This is a genomic window from Actinomadura sp. NPDC049382, assembly GCF_040677125.1.
GTDB classification, from domain to species: domain Bacteria; phylum Actinomycetota; class Actinomycetes; order Streptosporangiales; family Streptosporangiaceae; genus Spirillospora; species Spirillospora geliboluensis.
This window is the reverse complement of record NZ_JBFARO010000010.1, coordinates 132,765-147,150: the sequence shown is the minus strand read 5'-3', so window position 1 is coordinate 147,150 and position 14,386 is coordinate 132,765. Positions and strand designations below refer to the sequence as shown.

The following is a 14,386-nucleotide window of genomic DNA, read 5'->3' as shown; positions in this document are numbered from 1 at the left end:
GGCGCCGGTGCCGGCGACGGCGGATCGAACGGTGCGCCGCCGGCCCAGGGCCCGGGCGGGCGGCAGCAGCCGCCGCCGCTGTGGGGCGGCCGGCGCGACTCCGGGGAGGGCCCGCCGATCCCGTTCTGGCTGCGCCCGGTGGACCGTCCGTCCGGTGAGGCGGATCGGGACGAGTGATGAACCTGAATGACCGCCGGCGCAAGCTTCTCTTCGCGGGGCTCGTGGTGGCGCTCGCCGCCGTCGGCATCTACCTGACGGTCGCGGCGCCCGAGCACGGCGACGACCGGCCGGAGGCGCGGCCGAGCGCGACGCCAACGGCCGGTCCGCCCGGCCCGCAGTCCCCGCCGCCCGGCATCCAGAACGCCGTTAACCCGGGCGATTTCGACATCTACCGGCTGCTGCCGTTCTCCCGGCAGGAGTTCGCCACGGCGGCGGACATGGCCCAGCGCTTCGTCGCCGCCTACGAGACGTACCGCTTCGACGAGACCCCCGACGCCTACATGGGGCGCCTGGCCGGCTTGACCACCGACGACCTGCGGCAGCGCCTCGGCCGGGACGCGGGCACGCCCGGCCTCCTGGAGGAGCGCCGCCGCGAGCAGGTCGTCGCGCAGGGGTCGGCGACCATCGACCAGGTCCGCAACATCGAGGACAACTCGCTCATCTTCCTCGTGACGGGCCGGCAGCAGCTCACCAAGGGCGGCAAGCGGAGCAGCGAGAGCAGGCAGTACGCGGTGACGGTCGCGCGGGACGGCGGGTCGCTGAAGGTGTACTCCTTCCAGCCGGCCGGCACCGGTCAGGCGGGTGACACCGGATGAGTCCGCGCCGGTTGCTGCTCGCCGGCGCGCTCGGCGTCGCCGCGACCCTGTTCGTCGCGCTGGTGTTCGTTCCGATCCTGTTCGGCGCCAGCCAGTTCATGTTCGGCGGCGGGGTCGGCGGCGGTGAATGCGTGGACGTCGCCGGCGCCGACGCGCAGCCCGTCGCGGCGAACGACGCGAAGGCCGTCCCGGCGAACTACCTGAAGCTCTACCAGGAGGCCGGCAAGAAGTACGGCATCCCGTGGAACGTCCTGGCGGGCATCGGCAAGGTCGAGACCGACCACGGCCGGTCGACGCTGCCCGGCGTCAGCAGCGGGGAGAACTACGCGGGCGCCGGCGGGCCGATGCAGTTCCTGAAGCCGACGTTCGACGCGTTCGGCGTCGACGGGAACAAGGACGGCCGCAAGGACCGCTACGACCCGGCCGACGCGATCCCCTCCGCGGCCGCCTACCTCAAGCACAACGGCGCCCCGCAGCGGATGCGGACCGCGATCTTCCAGTACAACCACTCGTCCGACTACGTGGACCTCGTCCTCGACTGGGCGAAACGCTACGTCGGCGGCGACTTCAAGGTCGTCCAGGCGAACGGCGTCAACTGCGAGGACAACGAGCTCCCCGCCAATGTCGGCGCGCTGGTCCAGAAGATCATCGAGTTCGCGATGGCGCAGCGCGGCAAGCCGTACGTGTTCGGCGCGAACGGCCCGGACGCCTGGGACTGCTCCAGCCTCCTCCAGGCCGCCTACCGGCAGGCCGGGCTGGACATCCCGCGCACCACGTTCGAGCAGTGGCCGTTCGGCGTGCGGATCTCCAAGGGCAAGGAGCAGCCCGGCGACCTGGTGTTCTTCGACTCCGGCCCGGGGACGTCGGCGAACAACCCCGGCCATGTCGGGATGGTCATCGGCAAGGGCAAGATGATCGTGGCGAGCTGCTCGACGTGCGTGCCCGCGATCGGCGTGAAGTCCTACAAGCGGTCGGACTGGGTCGGCGTGACCCGCCCGCTCGCGCGGCCCGACTTCAAGAAGAAGGTCGCCGAACTGGCCGCCCCCCGGCCCGGCGGCTGACCGGCGGCGCGCCTCGCCGAGCAATAATCCGAGGAACACCACCGGGCTCGCGTGGCATGCTGATCGGCGTGGAGCCCGAGATAACGATCCGCGTCGCCGACGAGCTGCTGATGTTCCTGCCCGCCGCCCGCAGACAGGCCGCGACCCGGGTGCCCTCCGATGGGACGTCCACGCTGGGGCACCTCGTCGAGTCGCTCGGCGTGCCGCTGCCCGAGGCCGGGCCGATCACCGTCAACGGCGCGCCGGCGGAGCCGTCCGCCCGGCCGGAGCCCGGCGACGAGGTGCGGGTGGCGGCGGTGCCGCGCCCCCAGCCCGTCCCGCTGGAGCCGGGCCAGGACGCGCCGCGCTTCCTGCTGGACGTGCACCTCGGCACGCTCGCGCGCCGGATGCGCCTCATCGGCCTCGACACCGCCTACCACAACGACATGGACGATCCGGCGCTGGTCGTCCAGGCCAACGCCGAGCGCCGCGTCCTGCTCACCCAGGACCGGGGCCTGCTGCGCCGCCGCGCGCTGTGGTTCGGCGCCTACGTCCGCGGCGCCCGGCCGGACGACCAGCTCCGCGACCTCCTCGACCGGTTCGCGCCCGTCCTCCGCCCGTGGACGCGGTGCACCGCCTGCAACGGCGAGCTGGTCCCGGTCGACAAGACCGAGGTCGAGGACGGCCTGGAGGCGGGGACGCGCCGCAGCTACGACGTCTACGGCCGCTGCGCGGACTGCGGCCAGGTCTACTGGCGCGGCGCGCACGGCGATCATCTGGAGGAGATCGTCCGGGAATCGACGCGGCAGGTCGAGGCCGCCGCGACGGAGAGGAGCTGATCGCGATCGACCTCGTGGTGGTGGGCGCGGCGATCATCGCGGACGGCCGGCTGCTGACCGCGCAGCGGGCCGAGCCGGCGCACATGGCGGGCGGCTGGGAGCTGCCCGGCGGCAAGGTCGACCCGGGGGAGTCCGACGAGGACGCCCTGGTCCGCGAGTGCGCCGAGGAACTGGCGGTCAAGGTCCGCCTGGGCCGCCGCATCGGCACCGACTGGCGCCTCAGCGACAAGGCCGTCCTGCGCGTCTGGACCGCCGAGATCATCGAGGGCACCCCCCAGCCCCTGGAACACCTGGCCCTCCGCTGGCTGACCCCTCACGAGCTCTACGACGTCGACTGGCTCCCAGGCGACCGCCCAGTAATAGACGCCATCGCAGACGCCCACCTGATCTAACCCCCCACACCGCGCGCCCCGCCCAGCCTCTCCAAGTTGCTCACCTGGGCCTTTGCCAGTAAATGCCGCTCGCGCCGCGAACCACAATGATCGCCCGCGAAGCCGGGTTCAAAGCGAAAGCGAGAAGCCACCGGTGCCGCGAGCCGCAAGGCGAGCGAAAGCGCGCGCCGGGGGAAGCCTGTCTCGACGACCTCAGCCCCAGCCGCACCACGCGCGAACCCTGAGGTACACGTCCGTAAGCCCAGCTTGCGACAAGGGTCACGTTGCGATCGCGTGCGAAGCCAGGTTCAAGCGAAGCGAGAACCTGATCGCGCAGCGAGCCGCAAGGCGAGCCGGAGCGATGCAGCGATCGCCGGTTTGCCCGTGGAAGGAAGGCGCCCCAGCGCCTGACGCCGAGGGCAAAACAATAAACCCGCCGGGGGCTTCCTACCGCGCCGCAGGAAGCCCCCGACGACCGAGGGGGCCGCGTTTCGCGGCCCGGAGGGGGGTCAGGAGATGCGGTTGGCGCCCGCGTAGTCGGAGCGGTCCGACAGCTTGGAGATCTTCACCACATCGCCGGTGCGCGGGGCGTGCAGGTACTTGCCGCCGCTGAGGTAGATGCCCATGTGGTGGAGGTTGCCGCCGAAGTAGACCAGGTCGCCGGAGCGCAGCTGGGACCGGGGGACCTTGGTGCCGAGCTGGTAGAGGTCGCCGGTGTAGTGCGGCAGGCCGGGCTTGCCGACCTGGGCGTAGGCCCAGACGACGAGGCCGGAGCAGTCGAAGCTGCTCGGTCCGGCGGCGGCCCACACGTAGGGGGAGCCGAGCTTGCCGTAGGCCTTGCGGGCCATCTTGGCGGGCAGGTCGGAGCCCTTGATGGTGGCGGTGAGGCCGGTGCGGGGGTCGCTGGCGTGCGTGGTGGACAGCTTGTCGAGGCGCTTCATCACCTCGGTGACCTTGGCCTTCGCCTCGGCGCGCGCCTTCTTGGCGTCCTCCCAGGCCTTCTTGACCTGGGCGGTCTTGGCCTTCGCGTCGCGTTCGGCGGCTTCGGCCCGGTCGATCTGCTTCTGCAGGGCCCGGACGGCGTGCGCCTGGTTCTGCACGAGGTAGGCGCTGTCGGACAGCCCGTCGGGGGAGCCGGTGGCGCCGAACAGCGCGTCGGGGGAGCCGGCGATGTAGTTGGCGGCGGCCATCCGGCCGAGGCGTTCGCGGGCGGGCGCGGCCTGGGTCCGGAGGGTCTGCGCGGTCGTGGTGGCGGCCTGCTCGGCCTTCTGTGCGGCCTTCAGGTCGACGCGGGTCTTGTTGTACTTCTCGGTGAGGATCTCGGCCTCTTCGTTCAGCGCGTCGAGGCTCTTGCGCAGGCCCTTCTCCGTCGTCGGAGTCGGGCTCGGCGTCGCCGCGGCGGCGAGCCCGAGCGGTGCGGCGTGCGCGGCGACGGGCGCGGTGGCGCCGAGGCCGACCAGGAGCAGGGCTGCCGCGGTGGCGGTGGGCGTGACGCGCCGCCGCCGGTGGGGGTCCGGTGCCAAGCCGGTGCTCTCCTCTCCACGCACGCCTACCGGGTTAGCTGACGGGTTCGGGCCAGGAGTCGCCCTACGGCGCGCGTGTCGCGCGCCGATTCACCCCGGGGGTGTGGGTCCCCGGTTCTCCCGCCGGGCGGGAGATTCGGCGTTCCGGTCGCAGCCCCGGGGGGTGGGACTCCGGACGACCGGATCTCGGGAAGATTACAAAGGATCGGCAAAGTTGGCCAATCGGGCGGGCGCGCGGCCCGGTGCGGCCCGCTCGGGAATGCGGGAGGGGCCGCGGAGCGTAGAATGGAGTGCTGCCGTGTTTCTGCGGCGACTCTCCTGAAACCTCACGCAAGGTAACCCGCATGCCCATCTCCACGCGCGACGACCTCCGGAACGTCGCGATCGTCGCCCACGTCGACCACGGAAAGACGACGCTGGTCGACGCCATGCTCTGGCAGTCCGGGGCCTTCCGCGAGAACCAGGACGTCGACGACCGGGTCATGGACTCCAACGACCTGGAGCGCGAGAAGGGCATCACCATTCTCGCGAAGAACACCGCGGTCAAGCACAACGGGCTGACGATCAACATCATCGACACCCCGGGCCACGCCGACTTCGGCGGCGAGGTCGAGCGCGGGCTGTCCATGGTGGACGGCGTCGTCCTGCTGGTGGACGCCAGCGAGGGCCCGCTCCCGCAGACCCGGTTCGTGCTGCGCAAGGCCCTCGCCGCGCGGCTCCCGGTGATCCTGGTGGTGAACAAGACCGACCGTCCCGACGCCCGCATCGACGAGGTCGTGGACGAGACCTACGAGCTGTTCATGGACCTCGACGCCGACGAGGACCAGATCGACTTCCCGATCGTGTACGCGTCGGGCCGGGCGGGGCGCGCCTCGCTCGACAAGCCGGCCGACGGCAGCATGCCCGGCAGCGACGACCTGGAGCCGCTGTTCAAGGTCATCATCGAGACGATCCCGGCGCCGTCCTACGACCCGGACGCCCCGCTCCAGGCGCATGTGACGAACCTGGACGCCTCCAGCTACCTCGGCCGGATCGCGCTGTGCCGGATGCACGCCGGGACGATCAAGAAGGGCCAGCCGGTCGCCTGGTGCCGCCACGACGGCAGCATCGAGCGGGTCAAGATCACCGAGCTGCTGATGACGGACGCGCTCACCCGCAAGCCCGCCGACGAGGCCGGGCCGGGCGACATCATCGCGATCGCCGGCATCCCGGACATCATGATCGGCGACACCATCGCCGACCCGGACGACCCGCGCCCGCTGCCGCTGATCACGGTGGACGAGCCGGCGATCTCGATGACGATCGGCACCAACACCGGGCCGATGGCGGGCCGCGAGAAGGGCACCAAGGTCACCGCGCGGATGGTCAAGGACCGCCTCGACCGCGAGCTGGTCGGCAACGTGTCGCTCAAGGTGCTGCCGACCGAGCGGCCGGACGCGTGGGAGGTGCAGGGCCGCGGCGAGCTGGCCCTCGCGATCCTCGTCGAGAACATGCGCCGCGAGGGCTACGAGCTGACCGTCGGCAAGCCGCAGGTCGTCACCCGCGAGATCGACGGCAAGCGGCACGAGCCGGTCGAGCGGCTCACCGTCGACATCCCCGAGGAGCACCTCGGCGCGGTCACGCAGCTGATGGCGGTCCGCAAGGGCCGCATGGAGCAGATGACCAACCACGGCACCGGCTGGGTGCGGATGGAGTTCCTCGTCCCGGCCCGCGGCCTGATCGGGTTCCGCACCGAGTTCATGACGGAGACGCGCGGCACCGGCATGGCGCACCACGTGTTCGAGGGCTACGAGCCGTGGTTCGGGGAGCTGCGCACCCGCCCGTCGGGGTCGCTGGTCGCCGACCGCGCCGGCGCCGCCACCGCGTACGCGATCACGAACCTGCAGGAGCGCGGCACGTTCTTCGTCGGGCCGACCACCGAGGTGTACGAGGGCATGATCGTCGGGGAGAACTCCCGCGCCGACGACATGGACGTCAACATCACCAAGGAGAAGAAGCTCACGAACATGCGGTCGTCCACCGGCGACGAGCTGGAGCGGCTCACCCCGCCCCGGCTCCTGTCGCTGGAGGAGGCGCTGGAGTTCTGCCGCGAGGACGAGTGCGTCGAGGTGACGCCGGCGAACGTCCGCATCCGCAAGGTCGTGCTGGACGCCAAGGAGCGCGAGCGCATGCGCGCCCGCACCAAGCGCGCCGGCTGAGACCGGCCGCGCCCGTAGCGCGAAAGAGGGCGGCCCCGCGGTTCCGAGAACCGCGGGGCCGCCCTTCTTCTGCGCTCAGGTCACTTCAGCTGGACGGTCCCGGTGACGTCGGCGGCCAGGCGGAGCTGGTCGCCGTCGCGCAGGGGCGCCTCCACGCCGCGGGGCAGCCGCTCGCCGTTGACGAACGTCCCGTTGGTGGAGCCCTCGTCCCGCACCCAGGCGGTGCCGGACGGGTCGAGCCAGACCGTCGAGTGGCGCCGCGACACGTTGTCGTACTGCGTGAACGTGGCCGCCACCGGCGACTGCCCGGCGTCCCGGCCGAGCACGAGGTGCTGGCCGACGGACACCTTCAGCTCGCCCGTGGGGAACTGCACCCGCAGGACGGGCGTGCCCTGCTTCGGCAGGGGCCGCAGGCACGAGTCGCACTGCGCGGCGCCCGGGTTGCTCAGCACCGCCTCGCAGTACGGGCACATGAACGCCGTGCTGTCGGGGGCGGGGGGACGCTGGCCCTGGTCGTGCGGCAGCAGCGTCGCCTCGCGGCCGTGCGGCGGCAGCGGCGGCTGGCCCCCGTGCTGGGGACCACCGTGCTGGGGACCACCGTGCGGAGGCCCACCATGCTGGGGGCCGCCTAGGGGCGGCTGCCCGTGCGGCTGCGGCGGCGGGCCGAACTGGTGGTCGGCCGGCTGCGGCGCGCCGTACTGGTCCTGCTGCGGTGCGCCGCCGTACTGGTCCTGAGGGGCACCGTACTGGTCTTGCGGGGCACCGTACTGGTCCTGCTGGGGCGCGCCGTACTGGTCGGGCTGAGGGGCGCCGTACTGGTCTTGCTGGGGGGCGCCGTATTGGTGGTCTTGCGGGGCGCCGTACTGGCCCTGCGGGGGCTGGTACTGCGGCTCGCGCTGCTGCTGGTACTGGTCGGACGGCGGCTGCGGCGCGCCCCACTGGTCCTGCGGCTGCTGCGGCTGCTGGGGCATGCCCCACGGGTCCGCGGGCTGCTGCCCGGGAGCCTGGCCCCCGTGCGGCGGGCCGCCCTGGTGGGGGCCTCCCTGCTGCGGAGCGCCGTGCTGCGGCTGCCCGTACTGGCCGGGCGACTGCTGCTGCCCGGGCGGCGGACCCCACTGGTCCGGCTGCGGCGGCTGCGGCGGGCCCCACTGGTCGGGCTGCCCGGGCGGCGGGCCCGGCTGGTGCTGCGGGGACTGCTGCCCGTACGGATCGTGCGGCTGCGGCGCGCCGTACTGCGGCTGGCCGTGCTGCGGGCCGCCGCCGTACTGGCCGCCCTGCGGCTGCTGGTCGTCGTACCCGCCCGGCCCCTGCCGGTGGGCGCCGCCTCCGCCGCGCGCCAGGTTGGCCCCGCAGTTCATGCAGAGCAGGTCGCCCTGCTGGTGCGGCTCACCGCAGACAGGACAGTTCAAGGTCGCCATGACACATCCCCCGAGCGCACCCCGGCGCGGTCGAGCCTCGACGTCAGGTGCTCCATGTCACCCCTTCGCGGGATCCCGATGTAGTACACCCGCCTTCCCTCCGGCCCTTCGTCCACGGACACCTGCACTCGGGGCCCTGTTCCTTCTCCAGTGTTCCCGACGTCGGCCAGTGCCCCGTACCGCCGCCGTCCGAGCGGAGACAGCGGGACGACGCGCTGGTTCGCCGACCCCCTCCAGAGTAGGGAGCCGTCGCCGGAGTGTCGCCCCCCCGGATTGAGCCGATCGACGTACGGTCCGGTGATCACCGCGTCGCACATGTCGAGGATCTCGCGCGTCTCACCGCCTCGGCAGAGCCGAGAGTAGACATATCCGCTGTATACCAATATGTCCAATGCAATCGTCTCACGGTCGAGGGTGTCCCGCCACGCGTGGATACCGCGCAGCAGGGCCCCCAGCGCGGCCGGCTGCTGGAACGGCTCACCACCGGAGATGGTGACGCCGTCGACCGGTCCGGGCAGGGACGCGAGCCATCCTAAAACGGTCTCGACGGGCACCGCGCGCCGCGGGTCGGCGTCCCAGGTGTCCCTCGACAGGCAGCCGTGACAGTGCAGCGTGCAGCCCTGCGTCCAGATGCCCGCGCGGATTCCGGGGCCGAGTGTGGTCACGGGATAGTGCGCCTTGGCGAGCAGGAGCGTCTCGCCGGCGCCACCCGCGCCGGCGCCGCCGTCCCCGGTCACTGGAGGTCCAGGTGGACGATGCTTCCCTCGCGCCGGATCGCCGTCACGGTGACCTTCTCGTCCGGCACGAGTTCCCGGTCGAACAGCGCGCGCGCCAGCGGGTTGACGAAATGCGACTCCAGCGCCATGCCGATACCGCGCCCGCCCTTGTCCAGCTCCTCGGTGCACCATTCACGGAGGGTCGTCAGAGCCTCGCCCTTAACGGCCAAGGAGAGGCGGTGCTCCTCGGTGACCCGGCGGCAGATGTTCGCGAATTGCAGGTCGAAGATCTTGTGCGCGGCCTCGGCGGAGATGAAGTCGAACACCACGATGTTGTCGCCGAACCGGTTGAGCAGCTCCGGCCGGTTGAGCACCTCGGTGAAATGGTCGGCGACCGCGCCCTTGATGCGCTGCTCGACCTCGTCGTACGACATCCCGGGTGTGATGTTCTGCACACGGTCGGCCGAGGCGAGGGGGAACGCGTCCCGCGTCGTGAGGTCGCGCCCCGGGACGTACATCCCGAGGTTCGAGGTGAAGATCAGGATCGACTCGGAGAAGTGCACGGTGTTGCCGCGGCCGTCGGTGAGCCGGCCGTCCTCCAGGATCTGCAGGAACTTGTCCAGGATCCGCGGGTGCGCCTTCTCGATCTCGTCGAACAGGATGACCCGGAACGGGTCCTCGCGGACGGCGTTGGTCAGCTCGCCGCCCGCCTCGTGCCCGACATAGCCGGGCGGCGACCCGATCAGCCGGTCGCCGGACCCCTCGCCGGAGAACTCGCTCATGTCGAAGCGCAGGTAGGCGGACTCGTCCCCGAACACCAGCTCGGTGATCGACTTCGCCAGCTCCGTCTTGCCGGTGCCGGTCGGGCCGGCGAAGAACAGCACGCCGCGCGGCCGGCTGCCGGACCGGGTCGCCTGCGCCCCCGACAGGCCCAGCACCGCCCGTTTCAGGATGTCGAGGGTCTTGGTGACGGCCTGCGGCTGCCCGATCACCCGCTCCGGGACGCGCTTCTCGCCCTCCAGCACCCGGCGGCGCAGATGGCCGCGGCTCCACGGGTTGTCGAGCACGCCGAGCTTGTAGGTGCGCACCGCGTCCGGCAGGTCGGTCAGGCCGACGCCCCGCTCCTTCGCCAGCCGCGTCACCTCGATCATCGACTGCAGGGTCAGCCCGTCGGCCTGCTCGGCGAACGCGTCGCAGGCCGCCGCCGCGGCCTCGTCCGCCCCGATGTCGGTGACCCCGAACGCGCGGGCCAGCAGCCGCGCCGTCTCCTGCCGGTCGCCGAGGTGCGGCCGCGGGATCGTGATCTCGCGGATGTTCTCGTTGTCGGCGGTCAGCCACGGCGGCAGGTCGCCGGGCCGCTCCACCAGCCACAGGATCGGGTTGTAGAGCGGCTTCGGGCGCGGCCCCGACACCCGGACCGGCCGCGCGCCGCGCGACAGCTTCGCGCAGAACCGGAAGAAGTCGCGCTCGGCGGGCTCCAGGTCGGTGGGCGTGCGGGCGATCCGGGACGCCGAGTCGATCACGAACGCGGCGCGGACGTCCTCCTTCGGCCGGGCCACCGCCGCCAGGTATCGGGTCAGCCCCTCCAGCGACGGCTTGTCGTCCGCCTTGATCTTGCCGAGCAGCCGCTCGGCGGCGCGCATCGAGTCCTCGTCGCCGTCGCCGGGGATGATCTGCAGCCCGTCCACCGGGTCGTAGACGGCCATGAAGGACGCGCCGCTGGAGCGCAGCGCCTCCCACAGCAGGGCGCGCAGCGGGAGCAGCCCCGTCGGCGCGCCGCCCTCCGCCGGCGGCGTGAGGAAGCTGTCGTACAGGTTCCCCGACAGGACGTACTGGGAGTGCACGGAGAGGGTCGCGTCGAGCTCGCGGATGAACGGCGGCCAGCCCTGCAGCCGGCCGCCGAGAGTCGGCGAATCAATGCTCATGTTCTGGTGCGCCCCCACTCCGTTCCAGGCCCCCGGACATCTCAGGTATGACGCTCGCGGTGGCGCTCGCGTTGCCCGGCTCGCCCCCTAGTCTGCCGTGACCGCGCCGAAACCGGCAGCTCACGCACCCCGGGCTCCAGCCGCCACGCCACCTCGGAGCGGATCCCCGCGTCCGCCAGCCGGGCCCGCGCCGCCTCGAACGCCGCGCACCACTCCTCCTCGCGCTCGACGTCCAGCCGCCGGTCGTCCTCGCTCTCGGCGGGCCGCTCGCGCACCATCGACGCGCGGACGTGCGCCGCGTCGTCGACCCGCATCCGGACGCTGTGGTCGGGCCAGGCGCCCTTCGTCAGCGTCACGGTGCCGTCCTCGGCGGTCAGCGTCTCGAACCCGGCGTGGACCTCGTACCCCATGGCCTCGAACGCGGCGGTGATCGAGTCGAGGACGTACCGGCGCTCCGCCTCGGCCTGTGCGGCGGCGTCGCGTTCGGCGGCCAGGCGCCGCTCCTCGGCCCGCAGCTCCTCCGTGCGGCGGTTGGCGGCCTGGATCCGGAGCCGGACCTCCTGCAGGACGCCCTCGGCCTCCTCGGCCGTCCCGGCCCCGGCGAGCAGCGCCGCCGCCTCCGCCACGGCCCGCCGCTCGGCGTCCGCGGCGTCCGGCAGCAGTCGCGCCATGATCCGTTCGAGGTTCCGCCAGACGTCGTCGCCGGTGACGGGCGGCGGCGCGCTTGGCGCGGCGTCGGTCGCCAGGCCCTCGGCGGGGGCCGCGAAGATCTGGGTGCTGACCTGCGCGGCCAGATGCTCGGACAGGTGCCGCTCGGCCTCGTCCAGGGCCCGGTCGGTGGCCGCGCACCACGCGGTCAGCTCCGCGGTGCTCTGGTGCTCGTCCGGCACCAGCTGCTCGGGCAGCGGCACCTCCGCGCCGAGCTTCGCGCGGGTCTCGGCGAGCGCGGCGATGCGCGCGTTGCGCTCCACGACCTCGCGCAGCGCGCGCTCCTGCGACTCGACCTCGGCGAGCGCCGCCGCCCGCGCCTCGGCCCGCCCGGCGGCCAGCGCCGCGAGCGCCTCCGCGCCACGTCCGGCCAGCCCGGCGCCGCGCCCGAGCACCCGGTTCATGCCGAGGCTGAGGACGACGGCCGCGTCCAGCGCGATGTCCGCGTCGATCCCGCTGCTCACGAAGCTCCTCCTGCGATGGTGCGTGCCTGCCGCCAGCGGTGCAGCCGGACCCCCGCCGCCACGGCGTGCGCGGCGGGGACGGCGATGAGGACCATGAGCCACAGCAGGCTCGCGACGGACGTCAGCGCCGCGAGCAGGAGCAGCAGGAGGAGCAGCGGCACCGTCGCCGCGAGCAGCAGCAGACCGCAGCCGCGCCGCCCGGTCTGCCGCGCGGCGCCCGACATCGTCTGGGACGCCTTCGAGAGCCCGCGGCTGCTCGCCCCCAAGACGCCCGACACCATCGCCCACGGCCCGTGGGGGAGGTAGTCGCCGCCCTGCGCGCGCGCCAGGAGCACTTCGCTGCCGCACTGCACCGCCCAGGCGAGGACCGACACCACGGCCAGCGCGCCGAAGGAGATGCCGGCAGACGAGCCGTGCAGGCCGACGGACGTGGTGCCGTCGTCGGAGCCCCCTCCGGAGAGCGAACCGATCACCCAGCTGCCCGCCAGCCAGAAGAGCAATACGGGCAGCGTCCAAAGGACGGCCTTGGCCGTGGCTGCGTTGCGTCCTGCGAGACGCTGACGTTCCCGCTCCGCCCACTGCGCCTTGAGCGCCTCGTTCCGCTGCTCGGCGGTGTACCGGTCGCGCGTCCGGGACTCGCTCTCCGCGACGGCCTCGGGGGCGGCGCGCGTCACCGTGAGGAGGCGCAGCGGATCGTCGCCCGCGCCGTCCGCGATCCAGGTGAACCACGGCGCCGGATCCGTCACCGCCGCGCGCGCCCGCGCCGCGCCCTCCGCGATCAGCCGGTGCGCCTCCGCCGGCCGCGCCGCCAGCGCGAGCAGCGTCAGCAGCACGGCGGGCGGCTCCTCCGCCTCGGCGTCCGGCAGCCGCCGCGCGGCCCCTGCCGGTGTGGCCTCCTGCTCGCGCAGCCAGCGGACGAGGTCGTTCCACGCCGCGACATGGGCGCGCCATTGGTCGTCGACCCGCGCCAGCTCCGCCGCGCCCTCGAAGCCGGCGCACACCGGGAGCAGGCGGTGCTCCCACAGCGCCCGGCCGATGAGGCAGGCGGTGCGGTGATCGCGGTGGCGGGGGTCGCCGGCCAGCGCGGCGAGGCCCGGCAGGTCGTCGGCGGTCACCCGGCGGCCGAGGAAGTGCGGGGGGAGCGCCGGATCCAGCCACCGCACCAGATGCAGCAGCTTCACGTCCGGCGGCAGGCGCGTCATGAGGTAGCCGTCGACCAGGTCGATGCGGCTGTCGTCCGGTGCGTCCGCGAGCCACTCGCGCAGGCTCCGCCACGCCTCACCCGACTCGCCGCGTCCGAAGAAGTACTGCGCGGCGTGATCCCAGTTCTCGACGAGCGCGCGCGCCAACTCGTCCCTGCGCGTGTAGCGGCGCCCGTTGAAGGGGAGGCCGTCGCCCGGTTCGGTCTGCGCGCTCTCCTCGGCGACCGGCGGCGAGGCCCCGTCCAGCCACTCCTGTACCTGCGTGCCCGTCCACCTCTTGCGCGGATCCCGGGTCAGCAGCCCGCGGCACAGCAGACGCAGTCTCGGGTCGGGGACATCGTCGGCGCTGACCGGGCGCGTGGCCAGATGGTCGACCACCACGGTCTCGCTCAGCCCCTGGAACGGCGCCCGCCCCGTCGCCACCTCCTTGACGATCATGCCGAGCGACCACCAGTCGCGGGCCGGCGACACCTGCCCCGACAGCGACTCCGGGGCCGCGTAGGCCAGCGTCCGCGACGACGACGCGAACACCACGCTCTGGTCGAGGACCTTGCTCAGCCCGAAGTCGGCGATCGCCAGCCGCAGCGGCTCGACCCCCAGCACGAGGACGTTCTCGGGCTTGAGGTCACGGTGCACGATCCCGGCCCGGTGCAGCGCAGTGAGGCCCGCCGCGAGCTGCGCCGCCACGTCCGCGGCGGCGTCGCCGGGCAGCGGCCCCGCCTGCATCAGCGCCCGCAGGTTGCCGTCCGGGACGTACGGGGTGATCTCGTAGTCGCGCCCGTCCGCGTGCCCGGTCTCCAGGATCCGCAGGACGTGCGGCGAGTCCAGCGCGGGCAGCTTCGCCCACACGTCCCGGTCGGCGCGGTAGCCGCGGCGGAAGATCTTCACCACGTACTCGTCGCCGGCGCCGTCCCGCACGAGCAGCAGGTCGGACTCGGCGCCCTGCACGGGCAGCTCCGCCACCGTCGCGTACCGCTCGCCGAGCACCGCCGGCAGCCGCATCAGCGACTCGCCGGCCGCCGCCCCGTCCCGCCGCGTCTCGCCCGGCGGCCGCGGCCCGGGCACCCGCGCGTCGTCGCGCCGCGTCGCCCCGGCGTCCCGCCGCGTCTCACCCGGCGCCCCGCCGCCGGGGCCCGCCCCGTCGAACTCGCCCACCAGCCGTCCCGT

Annotated in this window: 11 protein-coding genes and 1 riboswitch; of the genes, 5 read left to right on the top strand and 6 right to left on the bottom strand. The window is 73.1% G+C overall.

What is annotated here, in order from left to right; all coding sequences use genetic code 11:
* Positions 1 to 176: 176 nt before the first annotated feature.
* From AB0K34_RS09835 to AB0K34_RS09820, 4 genes are all read left to right on the top strand, one after another.
* Entirely contained in the window at positions 177 to 815 is a 639-nt protein-coding gene (locus tag AB0K34_RS09835; RefSeq protein ID WP_301175221.1) for a hypothetical protein, read from the top strand.
* Complete coding sequence (locus AB0K34_RS09830) at positions 812 to 1,876, top strand: bifunctional lytic transglycosylase/C40 family peptidase (protein WP_301175222.1); 1,065 nt, start codon at positions 812 to 814, stop codon at positions 1,874 to 1,876. Before AB0K34_RS09835 ends, AB0K34_RS09830 begins: the two co-directional genes overlap by 4 nt.
* Positions 1,877 to 1,986: 110 nt before the next feature.
* Positions 1,987 to 2,694: a Mut7-C RNAse domain-containing protein gene (locus AB0K34_RS09825; RefSeq protein WP_301175251.1), complete on the top strand. Its 708-nt coding sequence runs from the start codon at positions 1,987 to 1,989 to the stop codon at positions 2,692 to 2,694.
* Positions 2,695 to 2,699: 5 nt separating this feature from the next.
* Complete coding sequence (locus AB0K34_RS09820; RefSeq protein ID WP_301175252.1) at positions 2,700 to 3,086, top strand: (deoxy)nucleoside triphosphate pyrophosphohydrolase; 387 nt, start codon at positions 2,700 to 2,702, stop codon at positions 3,084 to 3,086.
* 488 nt (positions 3,087 to 3,574) lie between these two features.
* Here the strand turns inward: AB0K34_RS09820 and AB0K34_RS09815 are convergent, their stop codons facing one another.
* Positions 3,575 to 4,588, bottom strand: coding sequence for a C40 family peptidase (locus tag AB0K34_RS09815; RefSeq protein ID WP_301175223.1), 1,014 nt, complete (start codon positions 4,586 to 4,588; stop codon positions 3,575 to 3,577).
* A gap of 7 nt (positions 4,589 to 4,595) precedes the next feature.
* A riboswitch (cyclic di-AMP (ydaO/yuaA leader) is annotated at positions 4,596 to 4,740 on the bottom strand.
* A 192-nt stretch (positions 4,741 to 4,932) separates the two neighbouring features.
* Here AB0K34_RS09815 and typA point away from each other — a divergent pair.
* Entirely contained in the window at positions 4,933 to 6,786 is a 1,854-nt protein-coding gene (typA, locus tag AB0K34_RS09810; protein ID WP_301175224.1) for a translational GTPase TypA, read from the top strand.
* A gap of 80 nt (positions 6,787 to 6,866) precedes the next feature.
* On the opposite strand, the gene AB0K34_RS09805 is transcribed toward typA, so the two are convergent.
* From AB0K34_RS09805 to AB0K34_RS09785, 5 genes are read right to left on the bottom strand one after another with little or no spacing between them, the layout of a single operon-like run.
* On the bottom strand, positions 6,867 to 8,204 hold the full coding sequence (locus tag AB0K34_RS09805) for an FHA domain-containing protein (protein ID WP_301175225.1): 1,338 nt from the start codon (positions 8,202 to 8,204) through the stop codon (positions 6,867 to 6,869).
* Positions 8,192 to 8,941 carry a 4Fe-4S single cluster domain-containing protein gene (locus AB0K34_RS09800; RefSeq protein ID WP_138636895.1) on the bottom strand — a complete coding sequence of 250 codons (750 nt, stop codon included), beginning with the start codon at positions 8,939 to 8,941 and terminating at the stop codon, positions 8,192 to 8,194. The genes AB0K34_RS09805 and AB0K34_RS09800 overlap by 13 nt, the downstream gene beginning before the upstream one ends.
* Positions 8,938 to 10,845: an AAA family ATPase gene (locus AB0K34_RS09795; RefSeq protein WP_138636896.1), complete on the bottom strand. Its 1,908-nt coding sequence runs from the start codon at positions 10,843 to 10,845 to the stop codon at positions 8,938 to 8,940. Before AB0K34_RS09795 ends, AB0K34_RS09800 begins: the two co-directional genes overlap by 4 nt.
* A gap of 41 nt (positions 10,846 to 10,886) precedes the next feature.
* Entirely contained in the window at positions 10,887 to 12,017 is a 1,131-nt protein-coding gene (locus AB0K34_RS09790) for a response regulator receiver protein (protein WP_301175226.1), read from the bottom strand.
* A complete protein-coding gene (locus tag AB0K34_RS09785; RefSeq protein WP_301175227.1) occupies positions 12,014 to 14,374 on the bottom strand; it encodes a protein kinase in 2,361 nt (786 codons plus the stop codon). The genes AB0K34_RS09790 and AB0K34_RS09785 overlap by 4 nt, the downstream gene beginning before the upstream one ends.
* Between the last annotated feature and the right edge of the window lie 12 nt (positions 14,375 to 14,386).

Excerpts from the sequence above, each read along its gene's own strand:
- AB0K34_RS09835 (WP_301175221.1), top strand. The coding sequence starts at position 177 with ATGAACCTGAATGACCGCCGGCGCAAGCTTCTCTTCGCGGGGCTCGTG.
- AB0K34_RS09830 (WP_301175222.1), top strand. The coding sequence starts at position 812 with ATGAGTCCGCGCCGGTTGCTGCTCGCCGGCGCGCTCGGCGTCGCCGCG.
- AB0K34_RS09825 (WP_301175251.1), top strand. The coding sequence starts at position 1,987 with ATGTTCCTGCCCGCCGCCCGCAGACAGGCCGCGACCCGGGTGCCCTCC.
- typA (WP_301175224.1), top strand. The coding sequence starts at position 4,933 with ATGCCCATCTCCACGCGCGACGACCTCCGGAACGTCGCGATCGTCGCC.
- AB0K34_RS09805 (WP_301175225.1), bottom strand. The coding sequence starts at position 8,204 with ATGGCGACCTTGAACTGTCCTGTCTGCGGTGAGCCGCACCAGCAGGGC.
- AB0K34_RS09795 (WP_138636896.1), bottom strand. The coding sequence starts at position 10,845 with ATGAGCATTGATTCGCCGACTCTCGGCGGCCGGCTGCAGGGCTGGCCG.